Genomic DNA, 22860 nt, shown 5'->3' on the forward strand with positions numbered 1-22860 from the left:
AGATGACTTTGTACATCATTCTACTTTTTATCGCCTTGTGTGCCGGCATGGCCCTGTCGGTTTATGCCTTCGGTACCGGGGGCAAGCGCAAGCGTATCTTTCAGGACATCTATTTTTCCGTGGAGGAGACGAACGGTGTGGGTGTGCTCTATACCAAGACGGGCGAATATTCTGCTATCCTGAAAATAGAGAACCCCGTGCAAAAATACTGCGCGAACATCGACAGCTACTATGAGTTCACGCACCTTTTCACCGCCCTCGCACAGACGCTCGGCGAAGGATATGCCCTGCACAAACAGGACATCTTCGTCAGGAAACAGTTCGAGAACGAGACGGGCGACAAACACGAGTTCCTCTCGTCGGCCTACTTCCGCTACTTCAAGGGACGCAACTACACAGACAGCGTGTGTTACCTGACCATCACACAGGAGGCGAAGAAGAGCCGACTGTTCTCGTTCGACAACAAGAAGTGGCGCGATTTTCTGGTCAAGATCCGCAAAGTGCATGACCAGCTGCACGATGCCGGGGTACAGGCCAAGTTCCTGAACAAAGCCGAGGCGAGCGAATACGTGGACCGCTATTTCGCCATGAACTTCAAGGACCGGATCGTGTCGATGACCAACTTCAAGGCAGACGACGAGACGGTCTCGATGGGCGACAAACGCTGCAAGGTATATAGTCTTGTCGATGTGGACTGCGCCGCACTGCCTTCACTGATAAGACCTTATACCAATATAGAGGTCAATAACACGGATATGCCCGTGGACCTGCTGGCTGCCATTGACAGCATTCCGAGTGCGGAGGCTGTCATCTATAACCAGATTGTCTTCCTGCCCAATCAGAAAAGGGAACTGGCCCTGCTGGACAAAAAGAAGAACCGGCACGCCAGTATTCCCAATCCGAGCAACCAGATGGCCGTGGAGGACATCAAGCGGGTACAGGAGGTCATCGCGCGGGAAAGCAAGCAGCTTGTGTACACCCATTTCAACCTGATTGTCGCCGTACCGACTGGTACGGACCTGCAAAAATGCACGAACCATTTGGAGAATGCTTTCGGACGTATGGGTATCCATATTTCCAAAAGGGCGTACAACCAGCTGGAACTGTTCGTAAACTCGTTTCCGGGTAACTGCTACGGCATGAACGAGGACTATGACCGCTTCCTGACGCTGGGTGACGCGGCGGTGTGCCTGATGTATAAGGAGCACATACAGCACAGCGAGGAAACGCCACTGAAGATTTACTATACCGACCGTCAGGGCGTGCCCGTGGCGATCGACATCACGGGAAAAGAGGGAAAAAACAAACTGACGGACAATTCCAATTTTTTCTGTCTGGGACCTTCGGGCAGCGGCAAGAGCTTCCACATGAACTCTGTCGTGCGCCAGTTGTACGAGCAGGGCACAGACGTGGTGATGGTCGATACGGGTAACAGCTACGAGGGCCTTTGTGAATACCTCGGCGGCAAGTACATTTCCTATACCGAGGAAAGACCGATTACGATGAACCCATTCCGCATCAACCGGGCGGAGATGAACGTGGAGAAAACGGGCTTCCTGAAAAACCTCGTGCTGCTCATCTGGAAAGGCTCGCAGGGTACGGTCACGAAGACGGAGGACCGCCTGATAGAACAGGTCATCACGGAGTATTACGACACCTATTTCAACGGTTTCGACGGCTTCACGCCCCTGCAACGGGAGGATTTGCGTAAGGGGCTGCTCATCGACGACCGTAACCATGCCGAGAGGCAGGACGAGAACGAAGAAGAGCGGACCGGGCGTATCGAGCGCATGATCGACGAGATGGAACGCCGCCGTAAGGAGTTGAAAGTGGAAGAGCTGTCGTTCAACTCGTTTTATGAGTTTTCCGTGCAGCGCATCCCCGACATCTGTACCGAGAACCACATTTCGGGCATCGACATCTCGACGTACCGTTACATGATGAAGGACTTCTACCGGGGAGGCAATCATGAAAAGACGCTGAACGAGAACATGGACAGTTCACTGTTTGATGAGACGTTCATCGTCTTCGAAATCGACAGTATAAAAGATGATCCTCTCCTGTTCCCTCTTGTCACGCTGATTATCATGGACGTATTCTTACAGAAGATGCGTATCAAGAAGAACCGTAAGGTGCTGGTCATCGAGGAAGCGTGGAAAGCTATTGCCAGCCCGCTCATGGCCGAATACATCAAGTTTATGTACAAGACGGCCCGTAAGTTCTGGGCTTCGGTCGGCGTGGTGACACAGGAGATACAGGACATCATCGGCAGCCCTATCGTCAAGGAAGCCATCATCAACAACTCGGACGTGGTGATGCTGCTCGACCAGAGCAAGTTCCGTGAGCGGTTCGATGAAATCAAGGCTATTCTCGGCCTTACCGACGTGGACTGCAAGAAGATATTCACCATCAACCGGCTGGAAAACAAGGAAGGGCGCAGTTTCTTCCGCGAGGTGTTCATCCGCCGGGGAACGACCAGCGGCGTGTACGGCGTAGAAGAACCAAGAGAATGTTACATGACCTACACCACGGAGCGGGCGGAGAAAGAAGCCTTGAAACTCTATAAACGGGAACTGCGGTGCAGTCATCAGGAAGCTATTGAGGCGTACTGCCGGGACTGGAACGCCAGCGGTATCGGGAAGTCCCTGCCGTTCGCCCAAAAGGTCAACGAGGCCGGGCAGGTATTGAACCTTCATGTAAAACAATAACAATCAAATCATCAATTACAAAAATGGAAAAGATAGACATTAGCCAAAGTGTAAAGACACTTGAGTTCGGGAGCAAATATGAAGCCCGTATCCAGCGGATATTCCGTGAGTTCGACATCAAGACCATCCGGGATTTGTGCCAATGGCCCGGAAAGGACTTGGTAAGGGTACGCGACATGGGAAGAAAAAGCATTGAGGAAATAGAGGATGTTCTGGAAAGATACAATCTCCGGTTGGGGATGCTCGGTAAAGAACTGGACGAATACGCCGGCATAGAAAATTCCGTACAGGACGAGGAAGAAGAGGCGAAGTGGGAACAGCGCAGGTACGAGATCGCCAAGGAGGTATTCATACATCACCGTCTGGTGGCAAATTCCGCCGTATATGAGGCCGACGGACTGATACGTGCACTAAGAGGCATGACGCACCGTTGACGGATATCTGTTTTTAACCGGAGAGGAATCCATGATGAAACGGCTGTCACTTATCCTTATACTCCTGTCGCTCGCCGCCATGCAGCGTGTTCACGCCCAGTATTACAGCGTGAACTACGACGCACGCACGGTAGCGGCAATGGCTACCGCTTTCGGTACGGAAGCCGTGGCGGAAAGCTATTACCGGGAGCAGGTCGATGACATTCTCAAGCACTACAATGCGGCGGAAGTGGCCACGGCGGGGATTTTTGCCTCCAAGTTCTTGGAGCATAAAGCCTTTTCCGACCTCGGTATCTGGAATAGCAGTACGGAAAATTACTACTACCGCCGCATTTACCGCATGGTCTCGGAGAAAATCATGCCGAAGATATGGGTGGTGGCGAAACTGATGCTCCGCTCGCCTCAAACGGCTATCTACTGGGGCAGTTACCTGATGAAAATCTGCGACGAGACGAAAAGTCTGTGTATGCAGTTCGAGAGTGTAGTGACGAACAGCACGCTGGGCTTTTCGGACATCGTGTTTCTGGAAATCAACCGAAACATCGCTCCTCTGCTGAAACTCTCGGCAGTGGGCGACATCGACTGGCAGCGTATGTTGGACGATCTCGCCAGCGTGCCGGGTAACTTTACCAAGGAGAACCTGCAGCACGACATCGACAACCTCTACAACATGGGTGTCGGTCTTGCCTCGGCAGGTATCGGAAATATCGGTGACGTCCTGCTGCAGACCAGTTCTTTCCATGATCTGATGGGCGGCAGGGTCAGCAAGGTCATCGACCTGTATGACCATTACGGTGCGCTCTTCGAGCAGGCGGAACATGACCTCGGAGGTCTGCTGATTGATATGGTGGGCGGAGAGGACAACGTGGCGGGACTGTTCGATTTCAGCAACTACGACCTTACCTCGTGGATGACAGATTATCTGGACAAGACAGCGGGAAACTACTACACGCAACGGTGGTATATCGCCCGTCGCGAGCAAGGGAGTATCGCCCTGTGCGATTACTACCCGCCGACGGACGACAACAGCATATTGAACGGCGGAGAGTGGACGCGTTTCGAGACGACCGATCCCGGCTTCTATCCCAATGCCTCGCAACGGGAGCAAGCGCTCGCCAATTCGGAACGGTACGCCGGTTGGTCGAGAAGCCGGGTTCAGCAGCTCAACAGCCAAAACGACGGCTATACCTACACCATCGACTACTGGCAGAACGGTTACATCATCAGTCGGGGCGGCAAACAGACGAAGAAGGCATACGCTTACGAAATCCATGTGAAGAAAAGCTGGAACCGGGAGGAAATCATTTACGAGGAGGTGTTCGATTCCTATTCGATGGACCTGAACACGTTCAAGGCGCAACTCAATGCCCGCCTCTCGGAGTTCAACGACAACGAGGAGGGTTATACCTACTATATCGCTTCCGATGCGCGGAACTACTATCAGGCGACGGACGCTGCGAAGTTGCAAGGCTGCGAGAGCGTGACCATCAGTGTAACCTGCTCGGATGGGGCTACGCTCGGTCAGGGCACGACGCAGTACAAGTGCAGAAAGTGCGGCAAATCCCTGAACGCCCATTCAAAGGAGTGTGCCATGCAGACCACGGTTACGGAGAACGAATTGGACTTGTCCGAGTTGGACGCCATGCTGCAGGAGGCGGAGAACCAGGTGGCCGTCCTTCAGTCGCAAATCAATGCGTTGGAGAATGAGAATGCCGACCTGCTGAAAAAAATCGCCGAGGCGAGCGTGGAAGATGCGGCGGTGTACCGACAGCAGTACAATGCGAACAAAACACAGATAGACCGCCTGAAAAGCGAGCTGTCCGAATGGCAGAAGAAACAACGGGAATACACCGACGCGAAAACCGAGGCGGCGGGCGATAACGATGTGGCAACGGACGACTATTACCGCATACCGGCCATCATGCAGGACTGCAAGACGGCTTACAGCCTGTCGTGGCAGGACGGCGGGGCGTGGAACGGCTACACCTATGTCCGTAAGGCGACCATGCCTAACATCAACGGGGTCATCACGTTCAAGGCAACGGTCTCGATAGCCCGCAAACCGAAATATTTCCTCGGTATCAAGATACACCGTGCCATCGTGCAGATCAGTTGGGAACTGACCACGGAATATACCGACACGTATGTGGCTGACGTGCTGACACTCGACCCGAACCTGTCGGACGCGGAGAAAACGAAACTGGTGAACGACCGTATTGCGGAGATTGCACGGGAACACCCTTCGTGCAAAATCACGACGGAATACGCCCGTACCCCGCCATTGGAAGAGACTCCGACCGGGGAGGTGTACCATCTGCTGTGGTCGAGCGACCGGCTCGAAATCGCACGGGAAGTGGATTCCCGGATTACAAAAATCTATGCCGACCTCGTGTCGCTGGAAAAGATGATGCATTATAAGCGGAGTATCATCGACGTGCTGAAGGACGTGCTGCCCGAACTGGACATGGACGAGGGACGCAGGCTGACGCTCGTGGAGGAATGCCACGAACGTTGGGTGGAGAATGCGCGAAACCTGCGGGACGGAAACGGCAAAGACAGCGGAAAGGAGGTGCGGCCATGAAACGTGCCCTGTTGATGACAGTCGTGCTGCTGGTTCTCCTGCCCGGCATCGCCAAGGCGCAATGGACCTTCGACATCGTGTCGGTGGAAGCTTACATCAACGACCACAAGAAACAGCGGAGCCTGCTGCTGGCCCGCAGTACGCTGGAATACAGCAACAAGCTGCTGCACGAATACAGCCGCAAGGAGATCGGCGAGTACAAGGAACTGAATGTGGACTTGGACCGCTACACCCGTGCCTTCGATGTCATCGACGTGATGTACCAGTCCTTGCGGACGGTACTGAACGTGAAAAGCACTTATACGGCGGTCAGCGACCGTATCGGCGATTACAAGAGACTGTTGGAAGATTTCAACGAGAGAATCGTGAAACGGGGACGCATCGACCCCGGCGATGCGGTGATACTGGCCATCAACGAAAAGGCAATACGGGACATTGCCAACGACGGGGAGCAGCTCTACAAGTCAGTGAGCGACCTTGTGCTGTATGCCACCGGGGCGGCGGCCTGCTCGACCTCCGACCTGCTGCTGGTACTGGAAGCGGTGAACACGTCGCTGGACGACATCGAGCGACACCTGAACCGGGCGTATATCGAGACATGGCGGTACATACAGGTGCGTATCGGTTACTGGAAAGCGAAGATTTACCGTCCCAAGGTCAAGGAGATTATCGACGGAGCTTTCGGACGATGGCGCAAAGCGGGACGGCTGGATTATTAACGAACGATGAAAGGGAAAGGAGGCAGACTATCTACAAGTTGGGGGTTGACCTCCATGCCATCGACATCGAGCAGGAATATTTTAAAGGACAGAAAAGGCATTTCGCCTTGAATGTCCGGAGAAATAGAAACAGAGAAAGAAATTTTAATACAAACAAGCCTATTGGGATTATAACCAAGGGATAAAGAGACATTTAGATTGATGCAATGGAAAAGATTGTTTTTGCAAAAGACATTACGTTATATAAAGCCGACTGTCTTGAAGTAATGCCTTTTCTTCCGGAATCAAGTATCGACTTGGTTTTATGTGATCCCCCCTTTGGAATCACAGCTTCACAGTGGGATAAAATAATACCATTTCCGGAAATGTGGAAAGAGATCAGGAGAGTCAGGAAAGAAAATGCACCTACGGTCTTATTTGGCAGCGAACCGTTCAGCAGCCTTCTACGCTGCGGCAATTTAGAGGAATTTAAATATGACTGGGTTTGGGAAAAGTCAAAAGCAAGCAATTTTCTTCTCGCTAAAAAACAACCTCTAAAAGCACATGAGCTAATAAGTGTCTTTGGTAAAGGTAGAACCCCTTATTATCCCATCATGGAGGAAGGTGAGCCTTACGGGAATCGCACGAAGAGAGGGAGCAATTGGACAGGAATAGGCAAGGTACCCAATCCTACATTCAGGAATGAAAACAGAGGAACAAGGTATCCACGAAGTGTGATATACTTCAAAACAGCGGAATCAGAAGGCAAAACGATTCATGTCAACCAAAAGCCGATTGCATTATTGCAGTATCTGATAAGAACATACACAAAGGAAGGAGATACTGTCCTTGATTTTGCATCGGGGAGCATGAGCACCGCAATTGCCTGTATCTATACGCATAGAAAATGTATTTGCATTGAAAAAGACGAGACGCATTTCTCGCAGGGAGAGAAACGAGTCAGGAATGAGTACCAATATTTACGGCTTTGAAGCAGGCCCTCAAAGTATGACTATACGATATAAATAACTGTAAAATAATGAATAACCGGAAATTAATATGAACAGAACTCTCTTACTCATGGCGGTTGCAGCAGTTGCAACGAGCGGTGTCAAGGCGCAGTCGGTTACTTACAACCATGACTCGCCGAAACAGAACCAGATTACGGTCATGGAAACCGGTACGGGTGCTCTGTCGCCCGAACTTTACTACACGCTGCTGCACAACAAGTACAAGAAGTCGGCGGCAAGCAAGAACAAACTGTCGTTCCGCACGCTGGCGGGTGTGAACCTGTACAACCAGACAGACGAGGCGGAAGCCATTGACTCGGCTCTGGTCAAACGTGCCGAAATCGAGGCGCTGAATGTGGCCGACCGGCAGATTGACCTCGCATGGCTGGCCGAGGGCGATAAGATAAACGCTCAAATGGAGCGGTTTCAGCGCAACATAGACCGGATTCTCCTTGCCGGGGGCACGACGGACGACAAGGAGCGGTGGACGGAATACTATCATGTGTACCAGTGTGCCATCGACGCAACGAAGGACGCTTATATGCCCAATGCGCAACGAAAGAAAGAATACCTGCGGATCTACGAAGACGTGGTACGGCAGAACGAGATTCTGGTCGGCTACCTTGCCCGAAGACAGAACGCCACGGCCACGGACGGATTGCTGAACGCAACCGCCGACCGAACCTTGGACAAAAGCAGCGTCGTCAGAAACGCCATGAGCCGCTGGAACGAATCGCGCCTTGCGGTGCGAGGTTCACAGTCGGACGGCGGTACTGGAACGGGCGACGGAGACGAGACGGTAAACAGAAGGAACTAAAAGCATATAACCTATGGCTGACGGAAATATTCTTTCGGATTTCGGTATCGACCTCTTGGAAGAGGAGATCGACGACGTGATTTTTCAGACCAATGAGTTCCTGACCGACGCGACCTTTACCGGCTCGCAAGGTCCATTTTGGTGGATATTGCAGATGTGCATGGCGCTGGCCGCCCTGTTCGCTATCGTCATGGCGGCAGGCATGGCGTACAAAATGATGGTCAAGCACGAGCCTTTGGACGTGATGAAGCTCTTCAGACCGCTGGCCGTATCGCTCATTCTCTGCTGGTGGTATCCTCCGGCAGATACGGGCATGGCAAACAGCGGGAGCAACTGGTGCTTTTTAGATTTCCTCTCCTATATCCCGAACTGCGTCGGTTCGTACACACATGACCTGTACGAGGCCGAAGCCTCGCAAATCTCGGACAAGTTCGAGGAAGTGCAGGAGTTGATTTACGTGCGCGACACGATGTACACTGCCCTGCAGGCACAAGCCGATGTCGCCCACACGGGTACGTCCGATCCCAACCTTATCGAGGCAACGATGGAACAGACGGGCGTAGACGAGGTGACGAATATGGAGAAGGACGCAGCGAAGCTGTGGTTCACGTCGCTGACATCGGGTGTCATCGTGGGAATAGACAAAATCATCATGCTTATCGCCTTGGTGGTGTTCCGTATCGGTTGGTGGGCGACGATATATTGTCAGCAAATTCTTTTGGGAATGCTCACCGTATTCGGGCCTATCCAGTGGGCGTTCTCGCTCCTGCCCAAATGGGAAGGTGCGTGGGCGAAGTGGCTCACGAGGTATCTGACGGTACATTTCTACGGGGCGATGCTCTACTTCGTGGGCTTCTACGTACTGCTGCTGTTCGACATCGTGCTCTGCATACAGGTGGAGAACCTGACGGCGATAACGACAAGCGAGCAGACGATGGCGGCCTACCTGCAAAACTCCTTCTTCTCGGCGGGCTATCTGATGGCGGCAAGCATCGTGGCCCTGAAATGCCTGAACCTCGTCCCCGACCTTGCGGCATGGATGATACCGGAGGGTGACACGGCGTTCTCAACCCGAAACTTCGGCGAGGGTGTGGCACAACAGGCTAAAATGACGGCAACAGGCGCAATGGGTACGGTAATGAGATAACAAAGTAACGATAAATATTCAAACAAAATGGTCATCAAGAATTTAGAGAACAAAATCAAACTGGTCGGAATTATTTGCTCTGCCTTTCTTGTGGGCTGCGTCATCATCAGCGTGTCGAGTATCTGGACGGCCCGCACGATGGTTACGGACGCTCAAAAGAAAGTGTATGTGCTGGACGGCAACGTGCCCATACTGGTACGCCGCACGACAATGGAGGAAACGCTCGACGTGGAAGCCAAGAGCCATGTCGAAATGTTCCACCACTACTTCTTTACCCTTGCTCCCGACGACAAGTACATCCGCTACACGATGGAGAAAGCGATGTACTTAGTGGACGAAACGGGCTTGGCGCAGTACAATACGCTCAAGGAGAAAGGCTTCTATTCCAACATCTTGGGAACGAGTGCCGTCTTTTCGATTTTCTGCGACAGTATCACCTTCAACAAGGAGAAGATGGAGTTCACTTACTACGGGCGGCAGCGTATCGAACGGCGCAGCAATATCCTGATGCGCGAACTGGTTACGGCGGGACAGCTCAAGCGTGTACCCCGGACGGAGAACAACCCGCACGGGCTGCTCATCGTGAACTGGCGCACGCTGCTGAACAAGGACATCGAGCAAAAGACAAAAAGCAACTATTAACTCTACCAGCCCTATGAATATCAAAGGATTCAGACGTATGCTGTTCGGCGAGAAGATGCCGGACAAAAACGACCCGAAATACAAGGAGCGCTACGAACGCGACGTGGACGCCGGGCGACGCTTCGCCAAGGCGACACGTATCGACAAGGCAGTGGCCAAAGTACAGGGTTTCGCCAACGCCCACCGGACGCTGTTTCTCGTCATCGTATTCGGCTTCGCCATCTGCGGGCTGACATGGAATATTTACCGCCTGACGGTGGTGTACCGCCATCATCCGGTCCGCCGAACGGCCACGGAAATGCAGGATTCCGTGCTCCGGGAACGGCATAAGATGCTTTCCGTACCGCATGTACGAAGATTCGATACGAAGGAAAGCGGTACGGAAAGGCCGGAATAGAACGGCAGGCTTATGAATATGCCGTTCGAGAGAACTATAAGCAAGTATGTGCAACTCAATTAAAGGGAAACAATGAACAATATCTTCAAGAGAATCAATTTCAGGCAGCCGAAGTATATGCTTCCAGCTATCCTCTATATTCCCCTTCTCGGCACGTCGTACTTCTTTTTCGACCTGTTCCATACCGAGAAGGCCGAGGTACAGGATAAGACACTCCAGACGACCGAGTTCCTGAATCCCGAATTGCCGGACGCCCAAATCAAGGGCGGCGACGGTATCGGCAGCAAGTATGAGAACATGGCCAAATCATGGGGCAAGATACAAGATTATTCTGCTGTGGACAACATCGAGCGGGACGAACCGGACAATAACCAAGAGGAATATGAATCGCAATACACCGAAGAGGATATCGCCCTGCTTGACCGGCAGGAAAAGGAGAAAGATCTGGCAGCGGAAGCGGCCGATGCCAAGAGACGGGAGCAGGAAGCTCTTGCAGAACTGGAAAAAGCACTCGCCGAAGCGAGGTTGAGAGGACAACGGGAGGTCATGCCGTCCGAAACGGACAGCACCGCAACGGCGGCTCCGCCGGACACGATGACGCAGGCCAAGGGAACCATCGACGAGGAAAGCCGTTCGGTCAAAGCTCCTGCGGAGACGGACAAGGCAAGTGAGGTGGTGAAGAAGGTAAAGACGACTTCGGACTACTTCAACACACTGGCGAAAGATGCACGGGAACCGAAACTCATCAAGGCGATCATCGACGAGAACATCAAGGCCGTGGACGGCTCGCGTGTGCGGCTGCGCCTGCTGGACGACATCGAAATCAACGAGAGCGTGGTCAGGCGTGGTACTTACCTGTATGCCACAGTCAGCGGTTTCTCTTCCGGACGTGTAAAAGGAAGCATCAACAGCATATTGGTGGAGGACGAACTGGTCAAGGTCAGCTTGTCAATCTACGATACGGACGGGCTGGAAGGACTTTACGTACCCATCAGCCAATTCCGCGAGACAAGCAAGGACGTGGCGAGCAGTGCCATGTCGGGCAGCATGAACATGAATACCAGCGGATACGGTAACAGCCTCGCCCAATGGGGTATGCAAGCGATGAACAATGCCTACCAGAAAACGAGTAACGCCATCAGCAAGGCCATCAAGAAAAACAAGGTGAAGCTGAAATACGGGACGTTTGTGTATCTGGTGAACGGCAGGGAAAACAGGAACTAAAAGGTCAGTGACAATGGAAACAGATATATCAAAACTTCATAGGGGAACGGACGGCTTCTATTACGAGGACTACATCGCTCCCGATAAGCCCGAAACATTCGTTGGGAAGCTCGTAAGTACCGAATGGTGGCACAAGGGGGTACGATTCGCCCTGATATGCAACTTTCAGGCAGTGGACGGGCGGAGGATTGCCTTATTCGCCTTCCAGAAGCATACCGGTTTTTACGGACCGAGAGACGGTGCGGTCAATTTCAAACATGTGGAGAAGAATACCCTCTGGGAGTGTGAAATCCGGAAAACCCGGACGGAACGCTGTACCTGGATGAGCGCCCGGCAAATTGTAGAACCGAAAACAGACTCAATATGATAGAGGCGGATCGCATTTACCTTATGGACTGCATGGAGGGCATGAAACAGATAGCGGATGGTAGCGTGGACGCCATAATCGCCGACCTGCCTTACGGGGTGTTAAATCGCAGCAATCCGTCGGTGAACTGGGACCGCCAGATACCGTTCGCAGCCTTGTGGGAGCAATATCAGCGGATTACCAAGCCGGACAGCCCCATTATCCTGTTCGGGCAGGGGCTTTTCTCCGCATGGCTCATGCTGTCGCAACCCCGGCTGTGGCGGTACAACCTCGTGTGGCAGAAAGATCGGGTGACGGGACATCTCAATGCCAAACGTATGCCGCTCCGGCAGCACGAGGATATTCTGGTATTCTATAAAAAACAGCCGGTCTATCATCCGCAGATGACACCGTGTCCTCCGGAACGGAGATATCACGGGAGGCGTAAAACGGAGGGATTTACCAACCGTTGTTACGGAACGATGAAACTCTCACCAGTACGCATAGCCGATGACAAATATCCGACCTCGGTCATCTTCATGCCGAAGGAACACAAGAAAGGTGCGTTCTACCACCCGACACAAAAGCCCGTGGCGTTGATGGAGTACCTGATACGGACCTACACTGACGAAGGCGATGTTGTACTGGACAACTGTATCGGGTCAGGCACAACCGCCGTGGCCGCTATCCGCACGGGACGGCACTACATCGGATTTGAAATCGAACAGGCGTACTGCGAGATTGCCGAGCGGCGGATTCAGGAGGAACTGGAATGCAGGAACAAGGCACAAGAGGAAAAAGAGATAAGGGAAGAAAAACAAAATCAATAAATCAATGACATGGACAAAAAAGGAATCGTAACGGCATTTCTTCTGGCGGCAGGGCTGCTGGGAACGCCGAATGTACAGGCACAACGAACCTACGAGGAGATGGAACAACTTACGGTAAATGAACAGGTAACGACGGTCATCACGGCCTCGGAACCGATACGCTTCGTGGACATCTCCACCGATAAGGTTGTCGGCGACCAACCGATAGACAACATCGTCCGCCTGAAACCGAAAGAGGGCGGACACGAGGACGGCGAGGTGCTGGCCATCGTGACCATCGTAACGGAATGCTACCGCACGCAGTATGCGCTGCTCTACACCACACGGGTGCGGGAGGCGGTAACAGACAAGGAAATCCAGTTGCAGGAACGGAACGCCTATCACAACCCGGCGGTCTCGATGTCCACCGTGGATATGACACGCTTCGCCCGGCGTATCTGGAACTCGCCCGCAAAGATCCGCAACGTCGCCACCAAGGCACATCGCATGACCATGCGGCTGAACAACATCTACTCCGTGGGCGAGTATTTCTTCATCGACTTCTCGATAGAGAACCGGACGAACATCCGCTTCGACATCGACGAGATACGGGTGAAGCTGGCAGACAAGAAACTGACCAAGGCGACCAACGCACAGGTCATCGAACTGACCCCGGCACTGGTGCTGGAGGCGGGCAAGACGTTCCGGCACGGCTACCGGAATGTGGTCGTGGTCAAGAAAATGACGTTCCCGAACGACAAGGTGCTGACCATCGAGATGACGGAGAAACAAATCAGCGGGCGTAACATCAGCCTGAATATCGACTATGAAGACGTGCTGTCAGCCGATTCGTTCAGCGCGGCATTGCTGGAGGAGGAATGACAATGAGAAAGACGATTATCCTGACGATTGCCTGCATGTGCCTCGCCGTAGGAGCGTATGCACAGCGAGGCAGCGGCCGCCTTTCGCTCGGTGCGGGGCTGCTGTACAAGAACGGGCTGGACGTGACGCTTGCCTACGAACACGAGATGAACTACCGCCATGCGTGGGAGTTCTTTGCCAACGGCTACCTGCAATGGGCGGAGTGCGAATCCTGCAAGCATGTATGCCCGAAATCTTTCTGGCGGAATTACCGTACCTACGGATTCGGCGTGGCTTACAAACCCTGCGTCACGAGGGGACGCAACCATTACGGAAGCCTCCGAATCGGGGCTTCGGGCGGAAGCGACACGAATAAATTCCTTGCAGGACTGCACTTCGGCTACGAACACAACTATGTGTTGCGGGCGGGCTGGACGCTATACTGGCAAGTCAAGGGAGACGTAATGATAAAGGGGGCCGATGTGCTGCGTACAGGGGTCGCCCTCGGTATTAAACTACCTATAAAATAAGGGAAAGATGAAACAGAACATTATCAGAAAAACGTGCCAGATAGTGCCGGTTCTCCTCATAACCGGGGCATTGGCTGCCTGCGACGCACATATAGAAGAACCCGACAAGACGGTACGTCCCGGACATGTCCTCTGCGTGGACGGCAAGGCCGTACCGTACAGCGAGTACGAAAGTTATGGGGAACAGGCGATTGCCGTCGTCTTCCATACCTATTCGGACGGGGAAACGGAAGGAAACGGCTATGCCGTCTATCTGTGGGATATGACGCCGAAGGCTTTTGCCGACAGCCTCGGTGTCGAGCAGGGTACGTCGGCGGACATAACGGCATACGACGGGAATGAAAACACGAATGCCCTGCACGCGACGGACGAAACGACTTCTCCGATGGCCCAATCCGTTTTTGCCCTGTGGAAATACGGGCAGAGCGCCTATGTTCCCTCGGTGGCTCAGATGCGCCTGCTGTATGCGGCACGTGGCATTATCAATCCGGTCATCGAGAAATGCGGTGGAGACCCGCTGCCGACCGAGGCCGACGAGTGCTGGTACTGGACATCGACGGAGGTGGAAGGACAGCAGACGGTCAAAGCATGGCTCTACTCGACAGCCAGCGGAGCCATGCAGGAAACGCCCAAGACGCAGGCGCATAAAGTGCGTCCCATTATAACCATCAACAACTGAATTTATGATTATGAACGGAATTAAAGATTTCAATGCACCACAATATGTGGATATAGTACATCCGGACAAAGGATTTTTCGGGTATCTGTTGAGATGCAAATGTCCTAAGCAAGAGGACGTTTCCGGTAATTACATATTCCTCGATGATGGAATAGACTGCTACGAGAGGTTTCCTTCCGCAAAGAACCGCAGGGAAGAAATCCGGACGGAATGGAACGGTCGTATCAGCCGTTACCATGATATTTTCCAAGGGCAGCTCTACTATGTCAATGAAGAATTGATTGAAGGTTTCATTGATTTCATGACTTGTGGCTCTGACGATGCTGTCCGGATTTTCCTTGAGAAGTTTACAGCGGAAGTACGGGCTTCTGCAATATATGACGCTTTAAGGCTTAAACCTCTATATGCAGTTTCCCATGTCTGCCAGCTTACTGCTGATAACCGTATGCAATGGCCTCATATCCATGTCCTCTGGGGCATTAAAAAGAATTGACATAGCAATGGAAGAGAGCAAGGAATTACAAGGGTTCTACAATATATTCCGTGCAGCAGTGTACGTCTCCGTGCTGATGGAGTTTTTCGAGTATGCCATTGACCCGGCGACATTGGACCACTGGGACGGTATCCTTTGCAATATTCACGGGCGTATCAAGCAATGGATGATATACAACGACGGGAATCTCGTGTACAGCAAGCTCGCCACGATACTGCTCATCTGTATCACCTGTCTCGGAACCCGGAACAAGAAGCATTTGGAGTTCAACGCCCGCCGCCAAGTGTTATACCCGCTCACGGGTGGCCTGTTGCTGCTGGCCCTGTCAGTATGGCTGTTCGGTCATCCGATAGAAACAAAGTTTTATACACTGCCTTTGAATGTCATTTTTTACATGACTACTTCCCTCGTAGGCGTGATACTGGTACATATCGCACTGGACAACATACCGAAGTTCACCAAGGACGGCCTGATGAAAGACCGCTTCAACTTCGAGAACGAAAGTTTTGAACAATGCGAAAAATTGATAGAGAACGAATACAGCGTAAATATCCCCATGCGATACTACTATAAGGGAAAATTTAGAAAAGGATTCGTTAATATAATAAACTGTTTTAGAGGAACTTGGTGCGTCGGAACTCCGGGCAGCGGTAAAACTTTTTCGCTAATAGAACCGTTCATCAGGCAACATTCGGCCAAAGGCTTCGCGATGGTCGTATATGATTACAAATTTCCGACACTGGCCACAAAGCTCTATTATCATTACAAGAAAAATCAAAAGCTCGGCAAAGTACCTAAAGGATGCACATTCAACATGATCAACTTCGTGGACGTCGAGTACAGTCGCCGGGTGAATCCCATTCAGGCAAAGTACATCAACAGTCTCGCCGCTGCGAGCGAAACGGCGGAAACGCTGTTGGAATCCCTGCAGAAAGGCAAGAAAGAGGGCGGCGGAGGCAGCGACCAGTTTTTCCAGACCTCGGCGGTGAACTTCCTTGCTGCCTGCATCTACTTTTTCGTGAATTACGAAAAAGAGCCTTACGATACCGACGGCAATATTCTATACGCGGAGAAGCAGCAAGATCCGGAAACAAAGTTCTGGAAGCCGACGGGCGTGGTACGAGACCGTGAAGGCGGCAACATCGTGGAACCGGCCTATTGGCTGGGCAAATATTCGGACATGCCGCATATCCTGTCGTTCCTGAACGAGAGTTACCAGACCATTTTCGAGGTACTGGAGACAGATAACGAGGTCGCCCCATTGCTCGGTCCGTTCCAGACGGCTTTCAAAAACAAGGCAATGGAGCAGCTGGAAGGTATGATAGGTACGCTGCGTGTCTATACCTCGCGCTTGGCGACTAAAGAGAGTTACTGGATATTCCATCGTGACGGCGACGACTTCGACCTGAAGGTGAGCGACCCGAAGAATCCGAGTTACCTGCTGATAGCGAACGACCCGGAGATGGAGAGCATCATCGGTGCGCTGAACGCCCTTATTTTAAACCGTCTCGTTACCCGTGTGAATACGGGACAGGGCAAGAATATTCCCGTGAGCATCATCGTGGATGAGCTGCCGACACTGTATTTCCACAAGATAGACCGCCTGATCGGTACGGCACGAAGCAACAAGGTAAGCGTGACGCTCGGCTTTCAAGAACTACCGCAGTTGGAAGCCGATTACGGCAAGGTGGGTATGCAGAAAATCATTACGACGGTGGGCAATGTGGTGAGCGGTTCAGCCCGTGCCAAGGAGACACTGGAATGGTTGTCCGGCGACATTTTCGGCAAGGTGGTACAGATTAAGAAGGGAGTTACGATAGACCGGGACAAAACCTCCTTCAACCTGAACGAGAACATGGACAGTCTCGTACCCGCTTCGAAAATCTCGGATATGCCAACGGGCTGGATATGCGGTCAGACGGCACGGGACTTCATCCAAACAAGAACCGGTATAGGCGATTCAATGAACGTACAGGAAGCGGAGGAGTTCAAGACCTCGAAGTTCTTCTGCAAAACGGATTTCGACATGAAGGAAATCAAGAAGGAGGAAGCGGCGTATGTACCGTTACCGAAGTTCTACACGTTCAAGTCGAGGGAGGAACGGGAACGCATTCTTTATCGGAATTTCGTGAATGTGGGAATGGAGGTAAAAGAAATGATAAAGGACGTGCTGAACAAACGGGGTGCGAAATAGAAAGCCGACTTTCGTTATGGAGGAAAGCAAAAACGCCTGCAATGATTCCGTGATTATTGCAGGCGTTTCGGTGTTTCCGGTCTATCTTAGAAAAATCCTGCGGAGTTGATTCTATCATTCAATACTACACAAAAAGTATATTATACTAAAACAAAATCAACTTTCATGACTCTTGAAACGGAAAATAATGCTACCTTTGCAGTTGAAACAGAAAACAAATCATATACTGTGGATATAGAACAAAAAAGCAAAATAAACCAACTGCTGCTTTCCGCCACTCCTAAAGGACTGTTGTTCTCTGAATGGCTGAAAAGGAACGGTTATTCCGACCAGTTGATAAAAAGATACCGGGAATCCGGCTGGCTTGAGATGTTGTCAAAAGGAGTCATGTACCGCACAGGAGACAGCCTGTCGGCATACGCCGCATTGTCCTGCTACAACAAGCAATTAGGCAGGATGTTCCGCATTGCAGCGCATTCCGCATTGGAGCTGTTCGGCTTCAATCACTATGTGCCTATGGGCAAGCCGTTGCTGATGGTGACACATGGCAAACAGCGTGTTCCGGAATGGATACGCAACGATGTTTTCGACAGGGTGATAAAACCGTTTTCCACCGATACCTTTTCAGAGCCGCAGACCACAACGATTGTGAAAGACGAAGTGGATCTGCTGGTCTCCACTCCCGAGCAGGCATTTTTGGAATGTCTGTTGCTCGCGCCGCAACAATATTCCTACATGGACTTATTCTATATGATGGAACAATTGACAACACTACGTCCCGAAATGCTACAGCGACTGCTTGAAACGACCAAGAGCCTGAAAGTAAAGCGCATGTTCCTTTATATGGCGGAAAAGTCGGGACACTATTGGCTTGATGCTCTCGATACCTCAAAAATAGAACTGGGAACTTCCAAATTGCAACTGGCAAAAAACGGGGTTTATATCTCCAAATACAAAATAACCGTACCCAAAGAACTGAACGAATATGAATGACATCTATAAAAAACAGGTGGCATTGCTGATACGCATTATGCCGTCCGTGTACCGCATCAAAGATTTTGCAGTGCATGGAGGTACGGCTATCAACCTGTTCCACAAAAATATGCCGCGGTATTCAGTCGATATAGACCTCACCTATATTCCCGTACAGGAAAGGACCGAGAGTCTGGAAACAATCAACAATCATCTGCAAACCCTGAAAACCAGCATAGAAAAATCCATACCGGGTATCAGGGTGATTCACAAGCCTGATGTCTGGAAATTACAGTGTACTTTGGGCGGTGCGACCGTCAAGATCGAAGTAAACGGAACAAAACGGGGCATCATCGGGGAAACAGAGGACAGGAAACTGTGCGAACGGGCTGAAACGGAGTTCAATATGACCTGTAAAGCACGTACCGTTTCTTATTCGCAACTTTACGGGGGTAAGATTGCGGCGGCATTAAGCCGCCAACACCCACGAGACTTATTCGATTGCAAATATATGGAAATGGCATCGTTCCATGATGTCAAAGACGGCTTCATGCTTTGCCTGTTAGGGAGCGACAAGCCTGTTATCGAATCTTTGCAGCCGAACGCCATCGACCAGACGGAAGCACTGGAGAACCAGTTTGAGGGAATGTCCGATACCCCATTCACGTATGCGGATTATGAAAAGGCAAGGCGTAACCTTATTCAACAGGTAAACGATAGCCTGACCGAAACGGACCGGGAATTTCTTCTGTCATTTGAAAACGGCGAACCCGATTGGGAAAAATGCTGTGCCGGGGATTTAAGCCGCTATCCGTCCGTAAAATGGAAGTTACAGAATATAGCCAAGCTGAAAAAGAGCAATCCTCAAAAGCACAAGGCGGGATTGGAAAAGCTACAGGCATTCTTATTTCCGGAGGAATGACAAGTTTTTATGGGCCCCAATACGAGTATAATATTTCAAAAGCGAGTCGGACGACAGATGCGGCATACGACATCGTGATAAATGGTAGGAAACCAGAAATGTGGAATTACAAGCTGATACTCGGCTTCATTCCAACCTGTCATTATTAGCCTATTTTTAAGCCGTGCCCTGCTCGTTTTCCGAAAGGCACGGCTTTCATCCCCCAAAAAGAGGAATCAGACAGTGACAACAGTTACATATAAATTCTGTCGCTCCTGTTCGCAGAATTTATCGTACTCGGCTTTGTCCGTACCGCTCTCGATAGCCCGGTCGATGACACCGCCCAGTTCGTCGAAACAAACCTCGTTGTTCACGCATTCCACGTCCATTCCCTTCACAAGATAAACCTCGTAATAATCCGAGCCATTGAGCACGACGATGACATATCCCGCGTGCAGTCGTCCGTTTACCTTGATGCGGAGTGCCGGCAAATCCCTGTATAGAGTGGCGGCAAATTCTTCGATACTCCATGACATGAGGACAGTCATAGGAGTTAATGTTACTAACTGTTCCTTAATAATCTGTGCGATCTGCATTACATATTCTTTTTCCATAACTCTAAATTTGTAAGTTTATAAATTATTATTCCATGATTCACTCGAACCAGTCCGGGTTATCCTTTTTGAGTTCGGCTACCAGCTCGTTTTCGGGCAGTTGAAGGGTTCTCTCATCGGTAAAGAAAAAAACTTCGTCATAAATGCTTTCGGCTTCTTTACTGGCGAAATCTTCATTTTCGTCATTGAAACTACCGGGCTGCAAGGCATCCAGCAGTGTGGTCGGGGCAATCAGCAGTTCTTCGCCATCGTTGGCTTCCACAACACGGCATACATAGCTCTTGCCGCCAAATTGAATTTCATTTGTTCTCATATTATCCTCCTTATTTTAATGGTATATTACGTCCGTGTTCATTGAGGTACTCCATGATGCGCTTCGCTTCCTCGTGCGAGACTTGGTTTCGTTCGTCATAGTGCCGCGTTTCGTCCGCCATGACCTTGATACACGCCTTAATCAGGCGATACAGGCTTTGCTGAAGCGTGGGGTGCATGTCGGGGATTGCTGCCGCGAACCGTTCGGGGTTGAAACTGAAACTGTTTACCGCCATTTCCCAATCTTTGGCGAGGCGGTACTCTTTGCTTTCTTTAATGTCCATATTCTTGAATTTTAATAGTTCTCGTTGCATATTCTGTCAAGTTCCCTAATTATGGGTGTCACCTCTTTGCCTGTAAGCCTTTCTATGTCATACAGCAAATGCTCCAAGCGGTCATACGCCTTTTCTCCCGCTTTTGTAAATTCTCCGGTGCTGTCGAATGCGTTACCTTCACACCCCAGTTCTTGCAATAATTCTTCTAATGTCTTCATTTGTTGAATTTTTAATGTTTGTTTTTCTTTCCCTCTGCTCGGCTTCCTTGTTACCGGAGCCGCTTCGGGTTTTATGGTGCTTTCCGGGGCTGGCGAAAAAGCCCTTTCCGACGTTTTTTCTTGCCAATTACGCTTCGTAGAAGGAAGAATTTGCAAGAAATACACTTCAAAACGACGGAATCAGGCGCGACAGCCCATATTTGCACCGATAAAAACCGATGCGGCGACGGACAGGAAAGCCAGACGGAAGAGAATATGGAAACCTGAAAGCAATAGAAAAGGAGGACTGGAAGCTAAAAAAGAGAATTATATATCTATATATGGATAATTGTTGCTATATTTGCATATAAATAGCGATATATTGATATTATGGAAGCAACGAACTATACCACAAACAGCGATATGCTGACGCTTCTGGCGTTGCGTGTCAAGGAGTACCGTCTGGCAGCTCGCATGAGCCAGAAGGAGCTGGCCGAACAGTCGGGCGTGAGCCAGACGACAATCAGCCATTTTGAACAAGGGGTCAGCCGTAACCTAACCTTGGCCAATTTCATCTCCCTGCTGCGTGCGCTCGGTCAGGAAGAACGGCTCGCGGAAATCCTGCCGGAACTGCCCATGCCGCCGATGGCACTTCGGGAAATCGAGAAACTGATACCTAAACGAGTTAGGAGGGGCAAGAAATGATAGAAAGTCTCGATGTGATACTATGGGATAAAAAGGTCGGCACGCTTGTCGCCAACCGGGAAGGACACCGCAGTAAAGCCTGTTTCTACTTCGACAGCGATTATGTCCGCGACGGCTATGATATCGCCCCGCTCCGTGCGCCGATAAAAGGGGTTGCCGCACAGCGTGGCCTACCGGTCTATCCCGATGAAGAGCGGCTTTTCGGCGGCCTGCCGTCGTTTATAGCCGATTCACTGCCCGACCATTGGGGAAACACCGTGTTCAACGAATGGGCCAAAGTGCATCATATCCGTATGAGGGACTTGTCCGCCCTCGACCGTCTCGCCTATATCGGACGGCGTGGCATGGGGGGATTGGAGTTCGTCCCGCCCGCTGCCGAGGAACTGGAGACACCGTTCAAGGTCGAGATCGCCGATCTCTACCAACTGGCCCGGCAGGCTTTCGAGGAAGCCGGACGGTTCAACGTCCCGGTATCGGGCAACCTGATGGTCGAAAGCCTGTTCAAGGTGGGTACGTCCGCAGGAGGGCGACGGCCCAAGGCAGTGGTCAACGTCAATTTCGAGGAGGGACAATGTTACTCCGGACAGGTGGCGACCCCTTATCCGGGCTACACGCCGATGATCGTCAAGTTCGACGAACACCAGAAAATGCCGACGACACGGATAGAATACAGCTATTACCTGATGGCCGTGGATGCCGGGCTTCAGATGATGCCGAGCCGCCTGCTTGAAGGCGAGCAGACAGCGCACTTCCTGACCGAGCGTTTCGACCGCCGGAACGGCAAGAAGGTGCATATCCAAACGTTGGCGGCCATGAATCCCTCGGCGGATTCTTACGAAGCACTGTTCGAGGCAGCTTGCCGTATCGGCGTGCCGCCGGGGGAACTCCGGCAACTGTTCCGCTCGATGGTGCTGAACGTGCTGGGCGGAAATGTCGATGACCACAACAAGAATTTCAGCTTCCTGATGGGCAATGACGGGCGTTGGCACGTTGCTCCGGCCTACGACTACACGTTCTCGGTCGATCCGGACGCGCCGTACTATGTAAACCGCCACAGCATGACGGTCAACAACAAAACGGAGGGTATTGCAGCAGAGGATTTGATGGAAGTAGCCCGCCGGTATGGTATAAAGGCCGCAGAGCCGTTCATAGAAAAGGCCATAGGCATCGTCTCGCATTACCCGGAATACGGCCGGGAGGCCGGTGTCGGAGAAGAATGGATAGGAACGATAGAAAAGGAAATCGCCGCACGAGTGGAATGCGTGAGCGACAACCGGGCAGACCGATTAAAATAGAGCATGGGATTTCATGTAG

At 51.5% G+C, this 22860-nt stretch carries 25 protein-coding genes; 21 read left to right on the forward strand and 4 right to left on the reverse strand.

Going from position 1 to position 22860, the window contains the following annotated elements; genetic code table 11:
- Positions 1-2 precede the first annotated feature (2 nt).
- The 19 genes from BACPLE_RS11690 to BACPLE_RS11780 all read left to right on the forward strand — a co-directional run bounded on the left by BACPLE_RS11690 (position 3) and on the right by BACPLE_RS11780 (position 19464).
- Positions 3-2708 (forward strand): TraG/VirB4 family ATPase, encoded by a 2706-nt coding sequence (locus BACPLE_RS11690; RefSeq protein ID WP_085930687.1) that lies wholly within the window; start codon positions 3-5, stop codon positions 2706-2708.
- A gap of 23 nt (positions 2709-2731) precedes the next feature.
- The gene (locus BACPLE_RS11695; protein WP_004289328.1) at positions 2732-3142 is read left to right on the forward strand and encodes a DNA-directed RNA polymerase subunit alpha C-terminal domain-containing protein; all 411 of its coding nucleotides are present in this window, start codon (positions 2732-2734) and stop codon (positions 3140-3142) included.
- 34 nt (positions 3143-3176) lie between these two features.
- The gene (locus BACPLE_RS11700; RefSeq protein ID WP_032953677.1) at positions 3177-5723 is read left to right on the forward strand and encodes a hypothetical protein; all 2547 of its coding nucleotides are present in this window, start codon (positions 3177-3179) and stop codon (positions 5721-5723) included.
- Complete coding sequence (locus tag BACPLE_RS11705; protein WP_007562159.1) at positions 5720-6442, forward strand: hypothetical protein; 723 nt, start codon at positions 5720-5722, stop codon at positions 6440-6442. Before BACPLE_RS11700 ends, BACPLE_RS11705 begins: the two co-directional genes overlap by 4 nt.
- A 206-nt stretch (positions 6443-6648) precedes the next feature.
- Positions 6649-7413, forward strand: a complete 765-nt coding sequence (locus BACPLE_RS11710; RefSeq protein WP_007562162.1) for a DNA-methyltransferase — start codon at positions 6649-6651, stop codon at positions 7411-7413.
- A gap of 67 nt (positions 7414-7480) precedes the next feature.
- Positions 7481-8248 carry a DUF5045 domain-containing protein gene (locus BACPLE_RS11715; protein ID WP_007562164.1) on the forward strand — a complete coding sequence of 256 codons (768 nt, stop codon included), beginning with the start codon at positions 7481-7483 and terminating at the stop codon, positions 8246-8248.
- 13 nt (positions 8249-8261) lie between these two features.
- The gene (locus BACPLE_RS11720) at positions 8262-9395 is read left to right on the forward strand and encodes a membrane protein (RefSeq protein ID WP_007562166.1); all 1134 of its coding nucleotides are present in this window, start codon (positions 8262-8264) and stop codon (positions 9393-9395) included.
- 27 nt (positions 9396-9422) lie between these two features.
- Positions 9423-10037 carry a conjugative transposon protein TraK gene (gene traK / locus BACPLE_RS11725; protein ID WP_007562168.1) on the forward strand — a complete coding sequence of 205 codons (615 nt, stop codon included), beginning with the start codon at positions 9423-9425 and terminating at the stop codon, positions 10035-10037.
- Positions 10038-10050: 13 nt separating this feature from the next.
- Complete coding sequence (locus BACPLE_RS11730; protein WP_004294448.1) at positions 10051-10434, forward strand: hypothetical protein; 384 nt, start codon at positions 10051-10053, stop codon at positions 10432-10434.
- Positions 10435-10506: 72 nt separating this feature from the next.
- The gene (gene traM, locus BACPLE_RS11735) at positions 10507-11658 is read left to right on the forward strand and encodes a conjugative transposon protein TraM (protein ID WP_007562170.1); all 1152 of its coding nucleotides are present in this window, start codon (positions 10507-10509) and stop codon (positions 11656-11658) included.
- 13 nt (positions 11659-11671) lie between these two features.
- A complete protein-coding gene (locus BACPLE_RS11740; RefSeq protein WP_007562172.1) occupies positions 11672-12025 on the forward strand; it encodes a hypothetical protein in 354 nt (117 codons plus the stop codon).
- Positions 12022-12834, forward strand: coding sequence for a DNA-methyltransferase (locus BACPLE_RS11745; protein ID WP_007562174.1), 813 nt, complete (start codon positions 12022-12024; stop codon positions 12832-12834). Before BACPLE_RS11740 ends, BACPLE_RS11745 begins: the two co-directional genes overlap by 4 nt.
- Before the next feature lie 9 nt (positions 12835-12843).
- A complete protein-coding gene (traN, locus tag BACPLE_RS11750; protein WP_007562175.1) occupies positions 12844-13695 on the forward strand; it encodes a conjugative transposon protein TraN in 852 nt (283 codons plus the stop codon).
- Entirely contained in the window at positions 13692-14204 is a 513-nt protein-coding gene (locus BACPLE_RS11755) for a hypothetical protein (RefSeq protein ID WP_007562177.1), read from the forward strand. The genes traN and BACPLE_RS11755 overlap by 4 nt, the downstream gene beginning before the upstream one ends.
- A 7-nt stretch (positions 14205-14211) precedes the next feature.
- Positions 14212-14883, forward strand: coding sequence for an Lcl C-terminal domain-containing protein (locus tag BACPLE_RS11760; protein WP_007562178.1), 672 nt, complete (start codon positions 14212-14214; stop codon positions 14881-14883).
- A 4-nt stretch (positions 14884-14887) separates the two neighbouring features.
- Positions 14888-15376, forward strand: a complete 489-nt coding sequence (locus BACPLE_RS11765) for a hypothetical protein (RefSeq protein WP_007562180.1) — start codon at positions 14888-14890, stop codon at positions 15374-15376.
- 7 nt (positions 15377-15383) lie between these two features.
- Positions 15384-17570, forward strand: a complete 2187-nt coding sequence (locus BACPLE_RS11770) for a type IV secretory system conjugative DNA transfer family protein (RefSeq protein WP_032953675.1) — start codon at positions 15384-15386, stop codon at positions 17568-17570.
- A 228-nt stretch (positions 17571-17798) separates the two neighbouring features.
- Positions 17799-18563 (forward strand): type IV toxin-antitoxin system AbiEi family antitoxin, encoded by a 765-nt coding sequence (locus BACPLE_RS11775; RefSeq protein ID WP_032953658.1) that lies wholly within the window; start codon positions 17799-17801, stop codon positions 18561-18563.
- On the forward strand, positions 18556-19464 hold the full coding sequence (locus BACPLE_RS11780; protein WP_007562186.1) for a nucleotidyl transferase AbiEii/AbiGii toxin family protein: 909 nt from the start codon (positions 18556-18558) through the stop codon (positions 19462-19464). The genes BACPLE_RS11775 and BACPLE_RS11780 overlap by 8 nt, the downstream gene beginning before the upstream one ends.
- A 215-nt stretch (positions 19465-19679) precedes the next feature.
- Here BACPLE_RS11780 and BACPLE_RS11785 read toward each other — a convergent pair whose 3' ends face one another.
- From BACPLE_RS11785 to BACPLE_RS11800, 4 genes are read right to left on the reverse strand one after another with little or no spacing between them, the layout of a single operon-like run.
- Complete coding sequence (locus BACPLE_RS11785; RefSeq protein ID WP_007562188.1) at positions 19680-20057, reverse strand: hypothetical protein; 378 nt, start codon at positions 20055-20057, stop codon at positions 19680-19682.
- 40 nt (positions 20058-20097) lie between these two features.
- Complete coding sequence (locus BACPLE_RS11790) at positions 20098-20370, reverse strand: hypothetical protein (protein WP_007562190.1); 273 nt, start codon at positions 20368-20370, stop codon at positions 20098-20100.
- A 10-nt stretch (positions 20371-20380) separates the two neighbouring features.
- Positions 20381-20653, reverse strand: a complete 273-nt coding sequence (locus tag BACPLE_RS11795; RefSeq protein ID WP_171030610.1) for a hypothetical protein — start codon at positions 20651-20653, stop codon at positions 20381-20383.
- Between the two features lie 11 nt (positions 20654-20664).
- Positions 20665-20862: a hypothetical protein gene (locus BACPLE_RS11800; protein WP_032953696.1), complete on the reverse strand. Its 198-nt coding sequence runs from the start codon at positions 20860-20862 to the stop codon at positions 20665-20667.
- A gap of 369 nt (positions 20863-21231) precedes the next feature.
- Here BACPLE_RS11800 and BACPLE_RS11805 point away from each other — a divergent pair, with 369 nt between their 5' ends.
- Positions 21232-21546 carry a helix-turn-helix domain-containing protein gene (locus tag BACPLE_RS11805; protein ID WP_007562198.1) on the forward strand — a complete coding sequence of 105 codons (315 nt, stop codon included), beginning with the start codon at positions 21232-21234 and terminating at the stop codon, positions 21544-21546.
- A complete protein-coding gene (locus tag BACPLE_RS11810) occupies positions 21543-22841 on the forward strand; it encodes a type II toxin-antitoxin system HipA family toxin (RefSeq protein WP_007562200.1) in 1299 nt (432 codons plus the stop codon). Before BACPLE_RS11805 ends, BACPLE_RS11810 begins: the two co-directional genes overlap by 4 nt.
- The last annotated feature ends 19 nt before the right edge of the window (positions 22842-22860 follow it).

The organism is Phocaeicola plebeius DSM 17135, from assembly GCF_000187895.1.
In the GTDB taxonomy this organism is placed as follows: Bacteria; Bacteroidota; Bacteroidia; order Bacteroidales; family Bacteroidaceae; genus Phocaeicola; species Phocaeicola plebeius.